The organism is Nonomuraea sp. KM88 (assembly GCF_052245635.1).
Lineage (GTDB): Bacteria > Actinomycetota > Actinomycetes > Streptosporangiales > Streptosporangiaceae > Nonomuraea.
Genome location: NZ_JBQQCC010000007.1, coordinates 267,539 through 287,579, shown reverse-complemented (window position 1 = coordinate 287,579; position 20,041 = coordinate 267,539). Strand labels below are relative to the sequence as shown.

General features: G+C 71.5%; 23 protein-coding genes. 11 read left to right on the top strand and 12 right to left on the bottom strand.

Features of this window, described 5'->3' with window-relative positions:
• The first annotated feature begins 22 nt into the window (after nt 1–22).
• The 3 genes from ACTWPV_RS22905 to ACTWPV_RS22895 all read left to right on the top strand — a co-directional run bounded on the left by ACTWPV_RS22905 (nt 23) and on the right by ACTWPV_RS22895 (nt 3,851).
• The gene (locus ACTWPV_RS22905; RefSeq protein ID WP_443153317.1) at nt 23–1,879 is read left to right on the top strand and encodes a GTP-binding protein; all 1,857 of its coding nucleotides are present in this window, start codon (nt 23–25) and stop codon (nt 1,877–1,879) included.
• A gap of 89 nt (nt 1,880–1,968) precedes the next feature.
• The gene (locus tag ACTWPV_RS22900; protein WP_281284160.1) at nt 1,969–2,091 is read left to right on the top strand and encodes a hypothetical protein; all 123 of its coding nucleotides are present in this window, start codon (nt 1,969–1,971) and stop codon (nt 2,089–2,091) included.
• A 395-nt stretch (nt 2,092–2,486) separates the two neighbouring features.
• Nucleotides 2,487–3,851 carry a glycosyltransferase family 4 protein gene (locus tag ACTWPV_RS22895; protein WP_443153316.1) on the top strand — a complete coding sequence of 455 codons (1,365 nt, stop codon included), beginning with the start codon at nt 2,487–2,489 and terminating at the stop codon, nt 3,849–3,851.
• A gap of 106 nt (nt 3,852–3,957) precedes the next feature.
• Here ACTWPV_RS22895 and crcB read toward each other — a convergent pair whose 3' ends face one another.
• Both crcB and ACTWPV_RS22885 read right to left on the bottom strand, forming a co-directional pair.
• Nucleotides 3,958–4,317: a fluoride efflux transporter CrcB gene (gene crcB, locus ACTWPV_RS22890; RefSeq protein ID WP_443153315.1), complete on the bottom strand. Its 360-nt coding sequence runs from the start codon at nt 4,315–4,317 to the stop codon at nt 3,958–3,960.
• A gap of 61 nt (nt 4,318–4,378) precedes the next feature.
• Nucleotides 4,379–4,843, bottom strand: a complete 465-nt coding sequence (locus ACTWPV_RS22885; protein WP_347644543.1) for a fluoride efflux transporter FluC — start codon at nt 4,841–4,843, stop codon at nt 4,379–4,381.
• A gap of 75 nt (nt 4,844–4,918) precedes the next feature.
• Here ACTWPV_RS22885 and ACTWPV_RS22880 point away from each other — a divergent pair, with 75 nt between their 5' ends.
• Nucleotides 4,919–5,632 carry an HNH endonuclease family protein gene (locus ACTWPV_RS22880; protein WP_347644544.1) on the top strand — a complete coding sequence of 238 codons (714 nt, stop codon included), beginning with the start codon at nt 4,919–4,921 and terminating at the stop codon, nt 5,630–5,632.
• A 3-nt stretch (nt 5,633–5,635) separates the two neighbouring features.
• Here ACTWPV_RS22880 and ACTWPV_RS22875 read toward each other — a convergent pair whose 3' ends face one another.
• Nucleotides 5,636–6,472: an SGNH/GDSL hydrolase family protein gene (locus tag ACTWPV_RS22875; RefSeq protein ID WP_443153314.1), complete on the bottom strand. Its 837-nt coding sequence runs from the start codon at nt 6,470–6,472 to the stop codon at nt 5,636–5,638.
• A 218-nt stretch (nt 6,473–6,690) separates the two neighbouring features.
• On the opposite strand from ACTWPV_RS22875, the gene ACTWPV_RS22870 reads away from it, so the two are divergent.
• Entirely contained in the window at nt 6,691–7,920 is a 1,230-nt protein-coding gene (locus ACTWPV_RS22870; protein ID WP_443153313.1) for an isochorismate synthase, read from the top strand.
• Here the strand turns inward: ACTWPV_RS22870 and ACTWPV_RS22865 are convergent, their stop codons facing one another.
• The 4 genes from ACTWPV_RS22865 to ACTWPV_RS22850 all read right to left on the bottom strand — a co-directional run bounded on the left by ACTWPV_RS22865 (nt 7,921) and on the right by ACTWPV_RS22850 (nt 11,590).
• Nucleotides 7,921–8,541, bottom strand: coding sequence for a YigZ family protein (locus tag ACTWPV_RS22865; RefSeq protein ID WP_443153312.1), 621 nt, complete (start codon nt 8,539–8,541; stop codon nt 7,921–7,923). It lies immediately after the preceding gene.
• A gap of 253 nt (nt 8,542–8,794) precedes the next feature.
• Nucleotides 8,795–9,550, bottom strand: a complete 756-nt coding sequence (locus ACTWPV_RS22860; RefSeq protein ID WP_347771688.1) for an ATP-binding cassette domain-containing protein — start codon at nt 9,548–9,550, stop codon at nt 8,795–8,797.
• A complete protein-coding gene (locus ACTWPV_RS22855; protein WP_347644783.1) occupies nt 9,547–10,554 on the bottom strand; it encodes an ABC transporter permease in 1,008 nt (335 codons plus the stop codon). The genes ACTWPV_RS22860 and ACTWPV_RS22855 overlap by 4 nt, the downstream gene beginning before the upstream one ends.
• Nucleotides 10,555–10,609: 55 nt before the next feature.
• Nucleotides 10,610–11,590, bottom strand: a complete 981-nt coding sequence (locus ACTWPV_RS22850) for a sugar ABC transporter substrate-binding protein (protein ID WP_443153311.1) — start codon at nt 11,588–11,590, stop codon at nt 10,610–10,612.
• 169 nt (nt 11,591–11,759) lie between these two features.
• Between ACTWPV_RS22850 and ACTWPV_RS22845 the strand changes: the two genes are divergently transcribed.
• On the top strand, nt 11,760–12,398 hold the full coding sequence (locus tag ACTWPV_RS22845; RefSeq protein ID WP_443153310.1) for a TetR/AcrR family transcriptional regulator: 639 nt from the start codon (nt 11,760–11,762) through the stop codon (nt 12,396–12,398).
• On the opposite strand, the gene ACTWPV_RS22840 is transcribed toward ACTWPV_RS22845, so the two are convergent.
• From ACTWPV_RS22840 to ACTWPV_RS22825, 4 genes are all read right to left on the bottom strand, one after another.
• Nucleotides 12,395–12,631, bottom strand: coding sequence for a hypothetical protein (locus ACTWPV_RS22840; RefSeq protein WP_347644553.1), 237 nt, complete (start codon nt 12,629–12,631; stop codon nt 12,395–12,397). The two genes, ACTWPV_RS22845 and ACTWPV_RS22840, sit on opposite strands and share 4 nt — an antisense overlap.
• Before the next feature lie 14 nt (nt 12,632–12,645).
• Nucleotides 12,646–13,986 (bottom strand): TRAP transporter large permease subunit, encoded by a 1,341-nt coding sequence (locus ACTWPV_RS22835; RefSeq protein WP_443153309.1) that lies wholly within the window; start codon nt 13,984–13,986, stop codon nt 12,646–12,648.
• 77 nt (nt 13,987–14,063) lie between these two features.
• Nucleotides 14,064–14,912 carry an HpcH/HpaI aldolase/citrate lyase family protein gene (locus tag ACTWPV_RS22830; protein WP_443153308.1) on the bottom strand — a complete coding sequence of 283 codons (849 nt, stop codon included), beginning with the start codon at nt 14,910–14,912 and terminating at the stop codon, nt 14,064–14,066.
• Nucleotides 14,909–16,096, bottom strand: coding sequence for a CaiB/BaiF CoA transferase family protein (locus tag ACTWPV_RS22825; protein ID WP_443153307.1), 1,188 nt, complete (start codon nt 16,094–16,096; stop codon nt 14,909–14,911). Before ACTWPV_RS22825 ends, ACTWPV_RS22830 begins: the two co-directional genes overlap by 4 nt.
• A gap of 79 nt (nt 16,097–16,175) precedes the next feature.
• Between ACTWPV_RS22825 and ACTWPV_RS22820 the strand changes: the two genes are divergently transcribed.
• Nucleotides 16,176–16,850: a GntR family transcriptional regulator gene (locus ACTWPV_RS22820; RefSeq protein ID WP_347644557.1), complete on the top strand. Its 675-nt coding sequence runs from the start codon at nt 16,176–16,178 to the stop codon at nt 16,848–16,850.
• Nucleotides 16,847–17,560, top strand: a complete 714-nt coding sequence (locus tag ACTWPV_RS22815) for an HAD family hydrolase (RefSeq protein WP_443153306.1) — start codon at nt 16,847–16,849, stop codon at nt 17,558–17,560. Before ACTWPV_RS22820 ends, ACTWPV_RS22815 begins: the two co-directional genes overlap by 4 nt.
• Here the strand turns inward: ACTWPV_RS22815 and ACTWPV_RS22810 are convergent.
• Complete coding sequence (locus ACTWPV_RS22810; RefSeq protein ID WP_443153305.1) at nt 17,504–18,295, bottom strand: inositol monophosphatase family protein; 792 nt, start codon at nt 18,293–18,295, stop codon at nt 17,504–17,506. The two genes, ACTWPV_RS22815 and ACTWPV_RS22810, sit on opposite strands and share 57 nt — an antisense overlap.
• A gap of 121 nt (nt 18,296–18,416) precedes the next feature.
• Between ACTWPV_RS22810 and ACTWPV_RS22805 the strand changes: the two genes are divergently transcribed.
• From ACTWPV_RS22805 to ACTWPV_RS22795, 3 genes are all read left to right on the top strand, one after another.
• Nucleotides 18,417–19,157: a GntR family transcriptional regulator gene (locus ACTWPV_RS22805; RefSeq protein WP_443153304.1), complete on the top strand. Its 741-nt coding sequence runs from the start codon at nt 18,417–18,419 to the stop codon at nt 19,155–19,157.
• A 162-nt stretch (nt 19,158–19,319) separates the two neighbouring features.
• Complete coding sequence (locus tag ACTWPV_RS22800) at nt 19,320–19,607, top strand: hypothetical protein (RefSeq protein ID WP_443153303.1); 288 nt, start codon at nt 19,320–19,322, stop codon at nt 19,605–19,607.
• 54 nt (nt 19,608–19,661) lie between these two features.
• Entirely contained in the window at nt 19,662–19,964 is a 303-nt protein-coding gene (locus tag ACTWPV_RS22795; RefSeq protein ID WP_347644562.1) for a hypothetical protein, read from the top strand.
• The last annotated feature ends 77 nt before the right edge of the window (nt 19,965–20,041 follow it).

The window sequence follows — 20,041 nt, the reverse complement described above, 5'->3', positions numbered from 1 at the left end:
GTTCTCGAGGGCTCCACCACACATGCACATCCTGAACATCGGCATACTCGCGCACGTAGACGCGGGCAAGACCAGCCTCACTGAGCGGCTGCTGTTCGAGACCGGCGTGATCGACCGGCTCGGCAGCGTCGACGACGGCAGCACCCAGACCGACACCGGCGCGATCGAACGCCGTCGCGGCATCACCATCCGCACGGCCGTCGCCTCCTTCACCCTGGACGACCTGCAGGTCAATGTGGTGGACACGCCGGGCCACGCCGACTTCGTGGCCGAGGTCGAACGAGCTCTCGGCGTGCTCGACGGCGCCGTTCTGGTGTTGTCGGCCGTCGAGGGCGTCCAGCCGCACACCCGGGTCCTGATGAGGTCCCTGCGCAAGGTGCGCCTGCCCACGTTGATCTTCGTCAACAAGATCGACCGGTCCGGCGCGAGAGAACGGGAACTGCTGGCCGACATCCGGCGGCGGCTCTCGCCGTACTGCGTCGCGCTCAACACGGTGCGCGACGTCGGCGGCCCGGCCGCCACGACGCGGCCCCTCGCCTCCATGGAGGAGGCGGCCGAGGTGCTGGCCGAGCGGGACGACGGGCTGCTCCAGCTTCTCGTGGACGGCGGAACGCCCGGCGACCGGCAGGTACGCGCGGCGCTGGCGCGGCAGTGCGCCGGCGGCGTGGCCCATCCGGTGCTGTTCGGCTCCGCGCTGACCGGGCAGGGCATCGGTGACCTGCTCGACGGCATCGGCCTGCTGCCCGCCACCCCCCGCTCCCCCGAGCGCGGCAGGCGGCAGGGTGTGCGGGCGAGCGTGTTCGCGATCGAGCGCACCCGCTCCGGCGAGAAGGTGGCCTACCTGCGGATGCGCGCGGGTGTCCTGCGCGCCCGCGAGCAGCTGTCCTTCCACCGCGGCAGGCACGAGTACGCCGGCCGCCTGACCGCGCTCACCGTCATCGGCTCCCCGAGACAGCGGCAGGCGGCGGCGGGCGACATCGTCAAGGTGCGGGGCGTGCCGGAGATCCGCGTCGGCGACCACCTGGGCGCGCCGGGCCCCGCCGGGCAGGCACACTTCACGCCGCCCGGCCTGGAGACCGTCGTACGCGCCCGCGTGCCCGGCCAGGAGTCGCGCCTGCACGCCGCCCTCCTCGCGCTGGCCGAGCAGGACCCGCTGATCGCCACCCGTACGCTGGCCGGCGGCGACACCTCCGTCCTGCTGTACGGGGAGGTGCAGAAGGAGGTCATCGGCGAGACCCTGGCCAGGGACTTCGGGGTGGAGGCCGATTTCGAGCCCAGCCGCCCCGTCTACTTCGAACGTCCCGCGGGCACCGCCGAAGCGGTCGAGGAGATCCAGCGTCACGGCCCGAACACGTTCATGGCCACGGTGGGCCTCCGCGTCGAGCCGGCCGCTCCCGGCTCGGGCCTCACCTACATCATGGGGGTCGATCCGGGGTCGCTGCCCGCCGCGTTCCATCGGGCCATCGAGGAGAGTGTGGGCTCGGCGTTGCGCGCGGGCCCGCACGGCTGGCCGGTCACCGATGTCACGGTCACGCTCACGAGGACCGGCTACGCGGCGCCGACGACGGTCGCGGCCGACTTCCGCGGCCGCACCCCGATCGTGTTGTCGAAGGCGCTGCGCCTGGCGGGCACCACGGTGTACGAGCCGTGCCACCGCTTCGAGGCGGAGGTGCCGCTGGAGTCGTTCGGCGCGGTCACCGGGAAGCTGGCGGTGCTGGGCGGCGTGCTGCGCGACACCCGAAGGCAGGACGACACGTGGCTGCTGGCGGGGCAGATCCCGGCGGCCGCGGTGCACGAGGCCGAGCAGCGGTTGCCGGGCCTGACGCACGGCGAGGGCGTGTGGTGGTCGGAGCCGTCGGGCGACCGTCCCACCCGATAGGCGGTATGTCGGATTTCTTCATTAGTTGGGTATTAACGCCCGTGGTGCACTAATAGGGGTGCACCACGTCCGTACACGGGGGGATTCCCATGGCTGACACGAAGAAGAAACCCGCGGCCAAGACCGGCAAGTCGAAGAAGCAGGCCATCAAGACGAGCAGGCAGGCCAAGGAGACGAAGAAGGAGACCAGAAAGGCTCCGGACGAGGGGTGACCCTGGCCGGACGGCGGGCGGTCCGGGGCACCCGCCCGCCGAGCCGGACACCATGACCGGACAGCCGAGGGAGCCGCGCCTCGGCTGTCCCGTCGACCGGAAGCCGCAGGGCCGCGACGGCACCGCGGGCGAGCGCATCCCGAAGCGTGGTCAGCGTCAGACCTGGGAGATCATCCGGCATAAGCCGCGCGTGCAACCTTAGCCATATATATGGCGTCTAAAGATCATAGGTGGGGAAAGCGCACAGGGGATGAACAACGTGCACTCCGCCGACGCGATGAAAAGGCCGGTGGCAGGGTGGAAACCCGCGCCACCGGCTACGTGTGTTCACAGTTCTTCCGGCCCAGAGGGGATTACGTCAGGTGCGCGCACTGGCTCGTAAGGGTAAGTCGGCCGTGGTCAGGCTGTATCGGGGGTACGACCGGCGCAGGGGCAGGAAGGCCCCGCCACCCACAACGCGGCAGGTTCGCATCCTGTTGCTGCACGCCAACGGGATGGGCGGAACCATCAGGACGGTGTTCAACCTGGCGAGCCACCTCGTCAAGGAGCACGACGTCGAGATCGTGAGCATCCTGAAGGAGAGCGAGCACCCGTTCTTTCCCATCGATCCGCGCGTGAGGTTCCGCTATCTGGACGACCGGCTCAAGCCCGGCGCCAACCCGTTGCGCGCGATGTTGTCCAAGCTGCCGAGCAAGCTCATCCCGAAGGGAGAGACGGCCTACCACCGGTTCTCCCTGTGGACGGACCTCGCGCTCACCCGCTACCTCCGCTCGCTCGACACCGGCGTGCTGATGGGCACCCGCCCAGGGCTCAACCTCGCGATGGCCCAGTTAGCCAGGCCCGGCGTCATCACCATCGGGCAGGAGCACGTGGCTCTGCGCACCCAGGCCGAGCCGATCCAGGAGCTGATCAAGTGGCGGTACCGCCGCCTCGACGCTCTGGTCACCCTGACCAAGGCCGACCTGCGCGACTACCGGGAAATGTTGCCGAAGCAGCCGCGCAAGCTGGTCCGCATCCCCAACGCCGTACCCCCGATGACGGGCGAACAGGCCAAGCTCGACGCCAAGGTGGCCGTGGCGGTCGGCAGGATGACCCGCATCAAGGGCTTCCACAGGCTCATCACCGCCTGGCAGACCGTCTCGGCGGCCCACCCCGACTGGAAGCTGCGCATCTACGGTGCCGGGCCGCAGGAGGAGAGCCTCGCACAGCAGGTCGTGGAGCTGGGCCTGCAGGAGACGGTGGAACTGCCGGGGCCCACCTCCGACGTGGGGGCGGCGCTGGAGAAGGCGTCGATCTACGTGCTCAGCTCACGCCACGAAGGATTCCCGATGACCATCCTGGAGGCGATGGCCAAGGGGCTGTCCATCGTGAGCTTCAACAGCCCGCACGGCCCCAAGGAGATGATCACGCACGAGGTGGACGGGCTGCTGGTCAAGCCGCGTACCAACGCCAACCTGGCGTCTTCGATCATCCGCGTCATCGAGGACGAGGGGCTGCGCAGGGACCTGGCCGCGCGTGCGCTGGAGACGGCCCGCGGCTACGACCCCGACGTGATCGGCCTGAAGTGGGACAAGCTGCTGGCCGACCTGCTGGCCGACCTGCTGGCCCGCCGCGACGGCACGCGCGCCCGCCGGCGCAGAGCGGCCGCGGACGCCGCCCAGGATGCGCCGCCGGACCCCCAGCACGACACGAACACCACCCACGCAGGTGCTCGGGCAGCGGCGCGGGAGAGGTGGCCGGTCCCGGGAACACCTTCCTGACCCGGCCGTCCCTGATCAGCGCGGCGATGACGGAGCGGGTCGTTGCGTTCATCGGCACGACCCGCCCCACACCGACGCCCGCCACCACCGCTCAGGCCGCCGCCGCTCAGGCCACGGCCTGAGCCAGCGCCACTCCGCAGTAGGCCGCGCCCAGCCCGGCCAGCACACTGGCCACCGCGTTGGCCACCGCGTGGAAGCGGGCGCCCTCCTCCACCAGCCGGACCGTCTCGTACCCGAAGGTGGAGTACGTCGTCAGCGCCCCGCAGAACCCCGTGCCCGCCAGCGCCGTCACCCCGTCGCCGGCGGGCAGCACAGCCAGGAACCCGAGCAGCGCCGACCCGGCCACGTTGACCGTCAGCGTCCCCCACGGGAAGACCGTGTCGTGGCGTGCCTGCACCGCCCGGTCCGCCAGATACCGCAGCGGCGCCCCTACGGCCGCGCCCAGCACGATCAGCAGCACCGTCATGGCGCGCACCGGCCGCTCACCGCGCGTGCGCCGTCATCGGCCCGCCTGGCGGGCGCCGCCCTCATTTCGCCCTCGCCCGCGCGACAACGGGGATCCGCCTGGTCAGCCACATGCCCGCGACCACCGCCGCGAGCGCCGCCAGCAGGGTGCCCACCAGGTAGACCAGCCCCGTCACCGGCGCGCCCGCCTCCACCGCCTGCCGCACGCCGTCCGCGTACGTCGAGAACGTCGTGTAGCCGCCCAGCACCCCCACTCCAAGGAACGGCCGCACGAGCCGGTGGGCCCGCCGGACCTCGGTGATCACCACCATGAGCACCCCGATCAGCAGGCAGCCCGACACGTTGACCCAGAACGTCGCCCACGGGAAGTCCGCGGGACCGGCGGGCACGGCGGTCTGCAGGCCGTGCCGCGCCAGCGCTCCCAGCGCGCCGCCGGCCGCGATCACCGCGAGCACCTGACCGCTCACCTCGGCGCGCCGCGCGGGCACGTGGAGATCGGATGCCGGATCGATCGGGCGATCAGTCACGAAACCCTCCCCGTGTCGGCACCCCGGATGCCGGGCACCTCTCTAGACAACCTGGGGAGCCGCACGGAGGACCGGTTGAGCACGAAGGACGCGATCGCCTTCCTCGCAGGAGCCGTCATCGTCGTTTCTCTCATCAACAGCGCCAAGACCGGACCGGCCACCGCGGCCGGCCCTCTGGGCAACGTCAGCGGGACGCTGCCCGGCCTGGCACCTATCATCTCCGACGCGGAGAAGGCCGACGCGCGCGCCCTCATCAAGCGGCTGCGGGTCGAACGGCTCGGCCCCAACACCGGATACCGGCGCACGAGGTACGGAGCGAACTGGGCCGACGACGCCGTGGGGGTGCCGTACGCGCGCAACGGCTGCCGTACCCGTGACGACCTCCTGGCCCGCGACGGCCGCGACGTGACCTACCGGGCGGGCTCCAGCTGCGAGGTCGTCTCGATGAGGCTGGCCGACCCCTACACCGGCCGGATCATCCACTGGCGCAAGTCCCGCGCCGACGAGGTGCAGGTCGACCACGTGGTGCCGCTCAACTACGGCTGGCGCATGGGCGCGCCGCGCTGGCCGATGTCCAAGCGGCTCGACTTCGCCAACGACCCGCTCAACCTGCTGCCCGTGGACGGCGACACCAACGAGGACAAGGACGCCTCCGGCCCGTCACGCTGGCTGCCGCCGCGCCGGGTCATCCGCTGCGCCTACGTCACCCGCTTCGCGCAGGTCGCGCTCAAGTACGGCGTGCCGGTCACCCGCGCCGACAAGAAGGCCATGCTCGCCCAGTGCCGGTGACGGCTACCGCGGGTCGAGCCAGTCGAAACCGCGCTCGAACGTCTGTTCCGCCAGCACCCGCTGCCCGGCCGTGCTCGGATGGAAGTAGTCCCACCTGCTGACGTGCTCGAGGGTGAAGGGGAAGGAGAACACCGCGCCGCCGTCGGTGCGGCAGGCCGGCCCGTACGCGGCGCAGGCCCTGGCCGCCTCGCGGTTGTAGGCCATCACCCGCTCCCGCACCCTGGACCTGCGCTCCTTGTCGGCCCGCTTGGCCGACTTGGGCCTGGCCAGCATCGTCTGGCAGATGCGGCCCAGCGTCCAGAACGACCGGGCGAGCGCCTGGTCCTTGCCCACGCGCCACAACCGCCGCAGGTCGGGAATGCTGGCGATGAACACCCTGGCGCCGGGCATCCCCGCCCGCAGCTCGTGCAGCGCCCGGTCCAGCCGGGCCCGGTAGGTCGACACGGGGGTCATCGCCTGCTCGGTGCGCACGCAGGCGTCCTGGGCGCCGATGAGGATCGTCACGTAGTCGGCCTTGGCCGCGACCGCCTTCTTCACCTGGCCGAGCAGGTCGGCGCTGGTCGAGCCGGGCGCGGCGAAGTTGAGGTTGTGCTTGTGGAGCGTTCCAGAGAGCTGCGACAGGCGCAGGTAGTGGCTGGACACCTCGCCGTGGTCGCCCGACGACCAGGAGCGTGAGGGGCAGGAGACGTACCAGCCGCAGGCGTTGAACCCGGTGGAGATCGAGTCGCCGAGCGCGGCCATGATCTCGGGAACGGGCTGGACGGCGGCGGCGCGCGCGACACCTGAGCCGGAGAGGACGACCACGGCGGCGAGGGAGGCGGAGCCCAGACGAGCGATCATGGCCCTAAGGTAGGGAGCCGATCACGAGGGTCCTATGACGTCAGGGCAAGGTCTGTCATTTCAGGACCGACTTCATATCGCCGCTTGACAGGGCCGCAGGTGGTGAAAGTGTGGCCGATACTCCTGCCCGTGCGGTCATATCCGGGTTCGATGTCCACAACCTCACATTCGCGGGGGTCCGAGTCGAACATGTTCAGTTCCCGCATAGAGTGTCTCGGGTGAGTGTCGCGCTCGGAACAACCCGCCCGCTACCGGTTCGCACCACCCCTGTCGGCGACCCCGGTGACCTGCTGGCTTCCCTGCCCAGGACGACACCTTACGCCTGGGTCAGAAACGGCGAGGGCCTGGTCGGCTGGGGCGAGGCCGCTCGGGTCACCGTCCCCCCGGGCCCCGGCCGGTTCGCCTGGGCCCGCCAGTGGCTGGCCACCGTCCTCGGCGACGCCCACGTCGACGACGCCGTGCGCACCCCCGCCTCGGGCCCCGTCGCCTTCGGCAGCTTCACCTTCGACGAGGACGCCCGCGGCTCCGTCCTGGTCGTGCCCCGGGCCGTGCTCGCCCGGCGCGACGGGCGCGCCTGGCTCACCACGATCGGCGAGGCGCCGCTGGAGACGTTCTCCCCCGTACGCGCGCCGGGCCGCATCAGCTACGGCGACGGCAGCCTGAGCGCTCCCGAGTGGGAGCACGTCGTCGCCCGCGCCGCGCGGCGCATCCGCGACGGCGAGCTGGAGAAGGTGGTGCTGGCCCGCGACCTGCTCGCCACCGCCGAACGGCCCATCGACGTGCGCCTGCTGCTCACCCGGCTGGCGCGGCGCTACCCCGAGTGCTACACGTTCTCGGTGGCGGGGCTGGTGGGGGCCACGCCCGAGCTGCTGATCCGGCGCACGGGCCAGGAGATCGAGTCGCTGGTGCTGGCCGGCACGACCCCGCGCGGCACCGGCCCCGCCGACGACCTCGCCAGGGGCGCCGCGCTGTTCGCGTCGGCGAAGGACCGCCACGAGCACGAGTGCGCGATCGCCTCCGTACGCGACACGCTGGCGCCGCTGTGCTCCGCGCTGATGACGCCCGACGAGCCCGAGCTGCTGATGTTGCCCAACGTCCAGCACCTGGCCAGCCACGTCACCGGCCGGCTGGCCGACGGGGCGTCGGTGCTCGACGTGGTCGCCGCGATGCACCCGACGGCGGCCGTCGGCGGCACCCCCACCGGCACCGCCATCAAGGTCATCCGCGAGCTGGAGGGCATGGACCGCGCGGGCTACGCCGGCCCCGTCGGGTGGATCGACGCCAACGGCGACGGCGAGTGGGGCATCGCGCTGCGCTCGGGGCTGGTGCAGGGGCGGCGGGCACGGTTGTTCGCCGGCGGCGGCATCATGGGCGACTCCGACCCGGCCGCCGAGCTGGCCGAGGCCCAGGCGAAGTTCCGTGTCATGCAGTACGCCCTGGAGGGCTGATCACTCCGGGACGTGGAGGTCTTCGCCCAGCGAGACGCGGGCCCGGCCGGCCGTCAGCCCGGCCACCCAGTCGGTGAACGCCGCCACCTCGTCGGCGCCCACCGCCACGCCGAAGCAGACCTCGCCCGCGTACGTCACGTCCCGCACCGTGTGGCGGGAGGCGCGCAGGTCGTTCTCCACCCGGCCGGCCTGGTCGTGGGCGACCGCCACGCGCACCAGCCTGGCCGGCACCATCCGCACCGGCTCGACCCGGTCCAGGGTCTCGGTCACCGCCGAACCGTAGGCCCGCACCAGCCCGCCCGCGCCCAGCAGGGTGCCGCCGAAATAGCGGGTCACCACCGCCACCACGTCGCTGAACCCCCTGCCCACCAGCGCCTGCACCATGGGCGTGCCCGCGGTGCCGCCCGGCTCGCCGTCGTCGTCGCCCTTCTGGATGCGCTCGCCGATGACGTAGGCCGTGCAGTTGTGGGTGGCGGACGGATGCCGCTGCCTGCGCTCGCCGATGAAGACCGCCGCCTGCTCGACCGTGCGCGCCGGCGCCAGCGCGCAGATGAACCGCGAACGCCGCGCCTCGGTCTCGTGCTCGACGGTGGTGGTGATGGTCAGGTACGACGCAGGCACATCCCCCAGGGTATTGCCTTCCCGCCTCGCACCACGCTCGGGCATGACATGCGACGGCCGCCCGGCCTGGGGCTCGGGCGGCCGTCGCGCCGGGTAATAAGGGGCCGTACAGGAGCGAGCGCCACCGTACGACGCCCGGCGCCTTTACGTTGTAGATCAACAGATCCCCCGATGGCACTAGGCGTACCTATGGGGTCTTTGCCCGGTGCATCCGCCCAGGTGAACGCCGGAATCGGTCAAGTGTCGCCCAAATTCACTCCCGTTCCAGCTCGTGCGCCAGCTCCTCCAGTTCCGCCCCGCCGGACATGAGCGCGGTCAGCTCCTGCGTGGTGATCTCGCCCTTGCCGTACTCGCCGAGGCTCGTGCCCCGGTTGAGCAGCAGGAACCGGTCGCCCACCGGGTAGGCGTGGTGCGGGTTGTGGGTGATGAAGACCACGCCGAGCCCTCGGTCGCGGGCCCTGGCGATGTAGCGCAGCACCACACCCGCCTGCTTGACCCCCAGCGCCGAGGTGGGCTCGTCCAGGATGAGGACGCGGGCGCCGAAGTACACGGCCCTGGCGATGGCCACCGACTGCCGCTCGCCCCCGGACAGCGTGCCGACCGGCTGGTCCACGTCGCGGATGTCGATCCCCATCGCGCGGAGCTCGTCGCGGGCCACCCGCCGGGCCTTGGCCACGTCGAAGGCAAGGCCCTTGCGCGGTTCGGAGCCGAGGAAGAAGTTCCGCCACACCGACATGAGCGGGATCATGGCCAGATCCTGGTAGACGGTGGCGATGCCGCGGTCGAGCGCCTCGCGCGGGCTGGCGAAGCTCACCTCCGCGCCGTCGACGAGCAGCGTGCCCGCGTCATGCCGGTGCACCCCGGCAAGGATCTTGATGAGCGTCGACTTGCCCGCGCCGTTGTCGCCGAGCACGCAGGTGACCTGTCCGGCCGTCACGCTCATCGACACGTCGCGCAGCGCCAGCACGGAGCCGAACGTCTTCCCGATGCCACGGGTCTCGAGAATCAATGCCGCACCTCCTCGGCGTACCGCCGGACCAGGCGGTTGGCCAGCGTCGCCAGCAGCAGCATCGCGCCGAGGAAGAACTTGAACCAGTCGGCGTCCCAGCCCAGGAAGACGATGCCCTTGTCGGCCATGCCGAAGATGACCGCGCCGATGGCGGCCCCGACGGCCGAGCCGTAGCCGCCCGTGAGCAGGCAGCCGCCGATCACGGCCGCGATGATGTAGATGAACTCCTGACCGATGCCGATGTTGGCCTGCACGGACGTGTAACGCAGCGCCATGATCGAGCCCACCAGCCAGGCCGCGAACGCCGTGGTCATGAACAACGCGATCTTCGTCCGCGCGGCCGGCACGCCCACGGCGCGGGCGGCCTGCTCGTTGCCCCCCACCGCGAAGATCCAGTTGCCGGCCCTGGAGCGCATGAGCACCCAGGTGGCCAGCGCGGTCACGAGGATCCACCACAGGATCGCCACGCGGAACGAGGTGCCGCCGATCTCGACCGTGCCCGCGAAGATCGCGCTCGCGCCCTCGAACCCCTCCGCCCGGCGCAGCCCGCTGACCTGGACGGTTCCGGTGATGGCCTTGGTGACGCCGAGGTTGATCCCTTGCAGCATGAGGAACGTGCCCAGGGTGACGATGAAGCTGGGCAGCCGCGTCCTGGTGACGATCAGGCCGTTGGCGTACCCGACGGCCAGCGCCACCACGAGGCCGGCGAGCATGGCCAGCCACACGTTGAGTCCGAACCGGGTGGCCAGCGTGACCAGGATCAGCCCGCTGGTGCCGGTCAGCACGCCGGCCGACAGGTCGAACTCGCCGCCGATCATCAGCAGCGCCACCGCGACCGCCATGATGCCGAGCGTGGCGGCCGGGTCGAGCCAGTTGGCGATGCCGGCCGGCGACCGGAACACCGGTGACTGGGTGGCGAAGAACACGAACACCACGACCAGGCCGACCACCGCGCCCAGTTCGGGCCTGATCAGCAGCCGCCGGACCATGCCGACGTCGGCCATGCGGTCGTCTGCCCGGGCCTGCGCGCCCGTCACGCGGCCTCCCCGGCGGACGGCGTCATCGGGTGCCCGCCTCGGCCAGCTTGGACACCTGCTCGGCGTTGTCCTTGGTGACGAAGCCCGGCCCGGTGTTGACCGGCAGGCCGCCGCCGACGGTGTTGAGGTTGGTCCTGTACAGGTTCAGGAACGTGATCGGCAGGTAGCCCTGCAGGTACTGCTGCTGGTCCACGGCGAACAGGATCTCGTCCGCCTTGATCGCGTCGACCACGTCGGCCGACAGGTCGAACGTGGCCAGCTTGGCCTGCGAGCCCGAGTCGCTGATCGCGTCCCTGGCGGCGACCGCGATGGCCGGGTTGAGCGCCAGCACGCCGTTGACCTGCTGGTCCGACTGGAGTTTCGCGGTGACCTTGGACGTCACGTCGGCCAGGTTGCTGATGTCCACCTGCAGCCGCTCGACCGTGCCGCCCAGCGTCTCCTCCGCGCCCTTGCAGCGCTGGTCGAGGCCGACGTTGCCGGCCTCGTGGACGACGCAGACCAGCTTGGTGACGCCGGCCGCCTTGAGTTGCTCGCCCGCGCCGCGCCCGGCGACGTCCTCCGACTGGCCGACGTGCGTGAGCGCGCCGAACGCCTTGGACGACTCGGCGCCCGAGTTGATCGTCACCACCGGGATCTTCGCCGCGACCGCCTTGCCGATGGCCTCCTTCAGCGCGTCGGGGTTGGCCATGGAGACCACGATGCCGTCCACCTTCCCGGAGACGGCCTGGTCGATGAGCTGCGACTGTTTGGCGGGGTCGCCGTCGCCCTGGTAGGTCACCTGCACGCCGTACTGCTCGCCCGCGGCCTCGGCGCCGTTCTTGACCACGTCCCAGAAGGAGTCGCCGGGCGCGCCGTGGGTGATGACCGAGAAACTCGCGTCACCGCCCCCGCCCGCGACGGGCGAGGAGGCGGGAGGGGCACTCTGCGCGCTCTCTCCTCCCGAGGAACAACCTGTCATGACCAGCGCGCCCACCAGGGCCAGCACGATCGGGGTACGTCTCACAGGACACCTCCAAGACCAACGGGCTAGCCACGGTTCTACCTCAATGTCAACACCATGTATAGACATGCGGACTAATGCGGCGATCTTCTTCTCTTCGCGGCCTGGTGCGTATCGTATACGCATAGCACAGAAAGTAGAACGGAACCGTACGTTCCCATATGATGGCGGCATGACCAGCGCACCCATGAGCGGCCGCAAGGCCCAGGCCGCACGTAACGACGAGCTGATCCTCCAGGCGGCCAGGGCGGTGTTCACTGCCGACCCCGGCGCCCCCATAGCGGCCGTGGCCGAGAGGGCGGGGGTCGGGATCAGCGCGCTCTACCGCCGTTATCCCAGCAAGGAGGCCCTGCTGCAGAAGCTCTGCGGCGACGGGCTGAAGCTCTACATCGAGGTGACCGAGCGGGCGCTGGCCGAGGAGGGCGACGCGTGGGAGGCGTTCGCCGGCTACCTGCGCGGCATCGTCGACGCCGACACCAACTCGCTGACGATCAGGCTGGCGGGCACCTTCCGCCCGACGGAGGAGCTCTATCGCGACGCCGTCAGGGCCGACGGCCTGGCCACGGAGATCCATCGCCGCACGGTCGAGGCGGGCGCGCTGCGGCCCGACGTAACGGTCGCCGACATCGCGCTGCTGCTGGAGCAGATCGCCTCGATCAAGCTGGGCGACGAGAAGCGCACCGCGCAGCTGCGCCACCGCTTCCTGGCGCTGGCGACGGACGCGCTGAGGGTGCCGCCCGGCCACCGCGAGCTGCCCGGCCCGCCACCTGAGGACGACGAGCTCAAGGCCCGCTGGAACCCTGCCGGCTAGTCCTCGCCGGGCTTCCAGCCGAACACGTAGGCCATCACGAAGGCGAGCAGACCGGTCGCGCCCGCCGCCACGGTCATCGGCAGGCCCAGCGCGGACACCACGCCGGAGACCAGGCCCGGGCTTCCGGCGACGAGGCCGACAGCCTGGGCGAGCACGACGACGACCCCGAGGGCGAGGAACAGCACCAGGCCGATCTTGAACAGGACCATGGTCACGGTCTTGACGGCGTTCACGATGTGACTTCCTCTCAGATCGGCAGCGCGCCGGTCGCCACCAGCACGCCGATGACCAGGGTCGGGATGACGAACCAGACGATCAGCCGGACGAACGTCCTGGCAGGGTCCACCTGGGCGATGCCGCAGGCGATGTAGATGGGGGCCGCGCCAGGCGGGGACGCCCCCTCCGTCGAGGCGAAGATCATGACGGCGGTGGCCGCGGCCGCGGGGTCCATCCCGGCCGCGGTCAGCGCGCTGAAGGCCACCCCGCCGACCGCGGCGATCGTCGCGGTGGAGGTCAGCGGCGCGGCGACGACCACGATCAGCAGGCCGACCACGGTGGCGATGACCACGGCGGGGGCGTCGAGCGCCTGCATGATCGTGGTCAGCTGCTCGACCAGGCCCAGCTCGCCCAGGGTGGCGGCGGCCGCGAAGGCGAAGAACAACGTCGCGCCGATGACCGCGTACCTGGGGCCCATGTCGGCGAGCAGCTCGCTCCAGGCGCGGCCGGTGCGCGGCAGCCGCTTCCACGCCACCGCGAGGGTGACCAGCACGGTCAGCACGGGGATCCACACGACGATGCTGACGTCGTCGGCCGCCGCCTCCCCCACCCGCGACTCCATGAGCTTGACGCCGAAGTCCAGGGTCATCAGCACCGGGATGACGATGCCCGCGTACACCAGCAGCGACGTCCACCCGGCCCGCAGAGCGGCCCGCAGCGGGACGATGTCGGCCGCGTCGGTGGCGGCGATCTTGTGCCGCCGCACCCAGAGGAACACCAGGACGAACCGGTACGCCACCGTCCACAACCCGCCCACGAGCGCGGGCACGAACAGCTGGTCGGCGGTCAGCACGGGCGCCACGGCGGCGGAACCGAGCAGCAGGAAGATCGACGAGCTCGGCGGGATCGAGATGCCGAGCCCGGCGTTGCCCGCCACCAGCGAGGCGGCCAGGTCGGGCCGCCAGCCCGACCTGGTCATCCACGGGATGGTCACCGACCCCACGGACGCGGCGATGCCGGACCCCGAGCCCGACGGCCCGCCGAGCAGGGCGGCCGCCGAGGTGGAGACGTATCCCGCGCCGCCGCGCAGCCGGCCGAAGACGGAGTTCAGCACGGTGACCTGCTCCTGGATGAGCCCCAGTTTGGTGAGCAGGTAACCCATGAACACGAACGCCAGCGCGGCGAAGACGACCTCCTCGGCCAGCGCCTCGGTGATGCCCGCCCAGGCCAGGGCGAAGAACTCGGTGCCGCCGAACAGGCAGATGGCGACGAACCCGAGGAGCATCGCCTCACCGATGCCGCGTTTCAGCACGCCGTTCCAGACGACGATGATGGCGATGTAGGCGACGAGCGCCCATACGGCGATTCCCATGGCGAAATTCCTCCAGTGGGGGACGATTCCACGCGTTCCGGACGGCGGACGGCGGACGGGGGTCCGGGGGTCCGGGGTCAGCCGTCCGAGGACGGCGGGTCGGCGAGCCTGCGGGCCAGCTCCACGGTGCGGCGGGCCCTGGCGACGATGGGGGCGTCCACGAAACGGCCGTCGGGCAGCGCGAGCGCGCCCGTGTCGGTCCGCTCGGCCCGTTCGGCGGCCTCGACGATCTCGGCGGCTCTGGCCACCTCCTCGCGGTCCGGGCGGAAGGCCTGCCGGATCACGGGGATCTGGCGGGGGTGGATCGCGGTCCTGCCGAACAGGCCGAGCGCGCGGCCGGCCCGGCACGAGGCCAGCAGGCCGGCCTCGTCCTTGACGTCCGGATAGACGGACATGGGCACCGGCGGCAGGCCCGCCGCGGCGGCGGCCAGCACGACCTGGAGCCTGAGGTGGTTCATGGCGTGCTCGTCGGTGACGGCCAGCTCGGCGGCCAGGTCCTGCTCGCCGAGCGCCACCCCGGCGACGCTCGGGTGGGCGGCGATCTCGCGGGCGGCGACGATCCCCGCCGCCGACTCCAGCAACGCGTACGCGGGCACCCCGGCGATCGTGTCCAACGAGGCGGGCGATTCGACCTTCGGCAGCCGTACACCGTCGGCGAGGCCGGCGACCGCCTCCAGATCGGCCCGGCCGCGCCCGGTCGCCAGGTCGTTGACCCGGACGTGCACCTGGACCGCCGCGTCGCCGGACGGGCCGTCCCGGCGGGAACGCAGGTAGGCGACGGCGTTGGCGCGGGCCTCGTCCTTGCGGGCGGGGGCGACCGCGTCCTCGAGGTCGAGGATCACGACGTCGGCTCCGGACGCGACCGCCTTGCCGAACCGCTCGGGCCGGTCGCCGGGCACGTACAACCAGGTCACGGGCGGGTTCACGCGATCACTCCGGCTTCGCGCAGCGCCGCGATCCGCTCGTCCGGGTAGTCCAGCTCGGCGAGCACCTCGTCGGTGTCCCTGCCCAGGGGCCGGCCCGGCCAGCGGATCTCGCCCGGCGTGTCCGACATGCGGAACAGCACGTTCTGCATGGTGACCGAGCCGAGTTCCTCGTCGGGCACGTCCACGAACGTGTTCAGCGCCGCGTACTGCGGGTCGCCCGCGACGTCGGAGACGTCGTAGATGGGCGCGACCGCGGCCTGCACCTCCTCGAAGCGGGCGATGACCTCGTCGGCGTCCCGCTCGGCGATCCAGGAGGCGACCGCCTCGTCCAGCTCGTCGACGTGCTGCACCCGCCCGTGCCCGCTGGCGAACCACGGCTGCTCGACGAGGTCGGGCCGCCCCACGAGGGTCACCACCCGCTCGGCGATCGGCTGGGCGCTGGTGGAGATGGCCAGCCAGCGGCCGTCGCGGGTGCGGTAGGTGTTGCGGGGGGCGTTGCTGGTGGAGCGGTTGCCGGTGCGCTCGGGCACGATCCCGAGCGCCTTGTACGCGCTCACCTGCGGCCCCAGCAGGCCTAGGATGGGCTCGATGATGGCCAGGTCGATGACCTGCCCGCGCCCGGTGCTCTCTCGGGCGCGCAGCGCCACCATGATCGCGTACGACATGGCCAGGCCGGCGATGCCGTCGGCGAGGGCCAGCGGCGGCAGCGTCGGCGGGCCGTCGGGCTGGCCGGTCATGGCCGCGAACCCGCTCATGGCCTCGGCCAGCGTCCCGAACCCGGGCCGCGCGGACATCGGCCCGAACTGCCCGAAGCCGGTCATCCGTGCGACGATCAGCCGCGGGTTGACGCGCAGGAGGTCCTCGGGGGCCAGGTTCCAGCGCTCCAGGGTGCCGGGGCGGAAGTTCTCGATCAGCACGTCGGACCGCTCGGCCAGGCGGCGCAGGATCTCCTGCCCCTCGGCCTGCGACAGGTCGACGGCCGCGGTGCGTTTGTTGCGCGACAGCGTCTTCCACCACAGCCCCACACCGTCCACGGAGGCACCGTGCCCGCGTGAGGGGTCGCCGCGGCGGGGATGCTCGATCTTGATCACATCGGCGCCGAAGTCGCCCAGCATCATCGCGGCGGAGGGACCGGCGAACAACGTCGCCGCGTCGATGACCCGCAGGTCAGCGAGGCTAGTCATGGGAATGTAACTTATAAGAAATATGTCATAGGTCAAGACGTTCGCCTGATTGGTCCTGAATCTGGGAGACACTTGACGCATGCCGACCCCACGACCGCCCATGAGCAAGGCCGAGTACGTCTACAGCGTGCTCCTCGACGAGATCCGCAGCGCGCGGATCCCCGGCGGCACGGCGTTGCGGGCCGGAGAGGTGGCCAAACGGCTCGGGGTGTCGGTCACGCCCGTGCGCGAGGCCCTGCGCAGGCTGGAGAAGGACCGGCTGATCAGCTATGAGGCACACCACGGCGCGACCGTGGTCGACCTGGGCGACGAGGCGCTCGCGGAATACTACGGCCTGCGCGCGGTCGTCGAGGGCCTGGGCGCGCGGCTGGCGGCGGCCAGGATCACTCCGGAGCAGCTGGCCTCGCTGCGCGAGCTGCACGCCGCGATGGCCGAGGACGCCGAACACGGCCGGTACGACCTGCTCGGCGAGCAGAGCAGGCGCTTCCACCTGAGCATCGTCGACATCGGCGGCCCCGCCTTCCTGGGCGGGCACGCCCGATCGGTGCGCAACAGCTTCCCCGTGCCCGCCGAGGCGTCACTCTGGCTGGACGAGGCCCAGGTCAAGGCCCAGATGGCGGCGCACGAGGGCATCCTCGCGGCGCTCGCGGCCGGCGACGGGGCGGCCGCGGAACGCATCATGGTCGACCACGTCAACCGCGCCGGCGAGTTCCGCAAGGAGACCCCCGGCCCGCTGACGGGCGGCCTGGCATGACCGGCGTCAAGGGGGTCCTGTTCGACCTGGACGGCACGCTGCTCGACCACCGGGGCGCCGCCGACGGCGCCATCGTCTCCTGGGTGTCCGCCCGCGCGCCCGGCCATCCCCGGCTGGGCGAGGTGGCCGCGCTCTGGGCGGAGCTGGAGGGGCCGTACCTCGCGATGTGGCAGCGCGGCGAGTGCTCGGTGCAGGAGCAGCGGCGGCTGCGGCTGAGCGCGCTCTGCGCGGAGCTGGCCGTGCCCGAGCCCGGCGACCTCGACGCGGCCTACGCCGACTTCACCGGCCGCTACCGGCGCGGCTGGGCGGCCTTCCCCGACGCGGCGGAGGCGGTGAAGGAACTGGGCGGGTTCGCGCTCGGCGTGCTGACGAACGGCGCCCAACCGGTGCAGGAGGAGAAGGTCCGGGCGATCGGACTGGGCGGGCTGGTCGGCCCGGTGCTGACGGGCGAGGTGCTGGGCGGGCACTTCAAGCCGTCACCCGCGTCGTACACGAGGGCCGCCGCGGCGCTCGGCCTGGCGCCGGAGGAGGTCGTGCTGGTGGGCGACGACGTGGTGAACGACGTGACGGGGCCGGCGGCGGCCGGGATGCGCTCGGTCTGGCTCGACCGGCTCGGCGTGCAGCGGCCGCCCGCCGGGTTCCCCCGCATCACCTCACTGACCGGCCTGGCGCGGCTCGTCGGCGACCTCGGCCAGCACGGAGTGCTCTAAGGCGAAGCCGCCCACGTGCGCCAGGTAGTCGCCGGGGGCCAGAGGATCTCCCAGGTAGACGCCGCCCGCCCGGCGCACCAGCAGGGCTCCCGCCGCCACGTCCCACGGGTTGGCCCGGGTGCCGTACGCGGCGTCGGACCATCCGGCGGCCACGTGCGCCAGGTTCAGCGCCGCGCTGCCCGGCCTGCGCACGGCGGCGAAGGACTCGAGGAAGCGCCGGTAGCGCCGCAGCGCCTCGTCGCCCTCCGCGTCCAGGTCGTGGGGTGAGGGGTAGCTCGTCAGCAGCATCGCCTCGCGGTCGGCGGCGGCGCCGGCGCTGCGCAGCGGGATGCCGTTACACCAGGCGCCGTCGGCGGAGGCGGTGAACTCGTCCTCGCGCACCGGGTCGTACACCACCCCCGCCACCAGCTCGCCCCCGACGGCGGCGGCGATGGACACGCAGAAGAACGGCAGCCCGGCGGCGAAGTTGGCGGTGCCGTCGATGGGATCGACATACCAGACGAGGTCGCCGGAGCCGGTCGTGCCGCCCTCCTCCCCCACGATCACGCTGACGGGGAAACGGGCGCCGATGACCGCGCGGATGGTCTCCTCGGCCGCCCTGTCGTGCTCGGTCACGGGATCGTGGAAGTCCCGTTTGGTGGTCACACCGGGCCGGGATCTGAAGGCCTTGCGCAGCCTGGGCCCGACGGCCCTGGCCGCTTCGGTGGCGGTGTCCAGCAGAGGGGTCACGTCCATGTGGTGCTCCAGCTTCAGCCGATCGAGGTCATCGCAACGGTCATGCCCAATCCCGAGCGCCGCGCACGCCCTTTCATGACCTGTTTGTCAGGACATTATGACCTCGGTTAAGCTGATCAGTATGAGCCGCGATCTCGCCATCGACCTGGATCGATCCAGCCCTGTGCCGCTCTATTTCCAGGTGGCCGAGCAGATCGCCGAGGCGATCCGGCGGGGTGACCTGGCTCCGGGCTCGCGGCTGGACAACGAGATCCTGCTGGCCGACAAGCTCGGCCTGTCGCGGCCCACGATCCGCCAGGCGATCCAGTATCTCGTGGACAAGGGCCTGCTCGTCCGCAAGCGCGGCGTCGGCACGCAGGTGGTGCACGGGCAGGTCAAACGCTCGGTGGAGCTGACGAGCCTCTACGACGACCTGCGCAGGGCCGGCCAGGAGCCGGCCACGCAGGTGCTGGCCCTGGAGCCGCGCCCGGTCGACGACGACATCGCCGCCATCCTGGGCGTGGAGGCCGGCACGGAGATCCTCTATCTCGAACGCCTGCGCTTCGCGGCCGGCGAGCCGCTGGCCGTGCTGCACAACTGGCTGCCGCTCGGGCTGGCCCCGCTCACCGCCGCCGACCTCGAGGGCCGCGGCCTGTACGAGCTGCTGCGCGGCGCGGGCGTGCGGATGAGGGTGGCCAACCAGCGCATCGGCGCCCGCGCCGCCAGCCAGTCCGAGGCGAAGCTGCTGGACGAGCGCCGCGGCGCCCCCCTGCTCACCATGATCCGGACGACGTACGACGACCAGGGCCGGGCCGTCGAACACGGCTCGCACGTCTACCGCGCCTCGCACTACTCCCTGGAGGTCACCCTCATCGAGCGCTGAGGCCCAGACTCCTCGCGTGTCCAGCCGGACGGATATGCGCCGCACCGAGCACATGTACTCCGACAGCGGGCTCACACGGACTCAACAGGTTCTCAACACGGCGCCGCCTACCGTCCTGTCATCAGCCCGGTCACGGGGACCGACACCGACGGAAGAGGAAAGATGCGCACCAGAACGATCGTCGCCGCGGGCGTCTTCGCGGCCGCCGCCATAGCCGTCTCCCCCGCCCCCGCGCAGGCGGCGGCGCCGTCCTGCCTCACCTACAAGCTCGACGACGACGGCGGCAAGGACGAGCTGTGGGTCTGGAACACCTGCAAGGGGGCGAAGAGCTACAAGGTCAGGCTCGCCAACGGCCAGGACATGCCCTGCACGTACAAGAAGCCCGGCAGCGGCTACGACAAGTGGTGGTGGAACTGGCCACGCCGCTTCGACGGGCTCGTGAGCTGCTGACCGTACCTCCTTCACACCGACGAACCCTCACAAACGAACAGGGAGCACCCCACCATGCGCGCAACCACCATCGCCATGCTCGCCCTGGCCGGGTTCGCGGCCACGACGGTCGCCGCCCCCGCTCACGCCGCCGCCGCGGCCTCGGGGCGGGCGCCCTCCTGCCTGGCGTACAAGCTCGACGACGACGGCGCCCAGGACGAGCTGTGGGTCTGGAACAACTGCTCCAAGGGCGTGGAGTTCCGGGTCCGGCTGGCCAACGGACCGGACGGCGTCTGCACGTACAAGGAGCCCGGCAGCCGTTACAGCAAGTTCACCTGGGAATGGCCGCAGCGTTTCGACGGGCTCAGGACCTGCTGAGACACGCCGGCCGCGCGCGCCGGCGCCGGCCTGGCAGCCACGAATCCCGACCCGTCCGGAAATTTCCGGACGGGTCA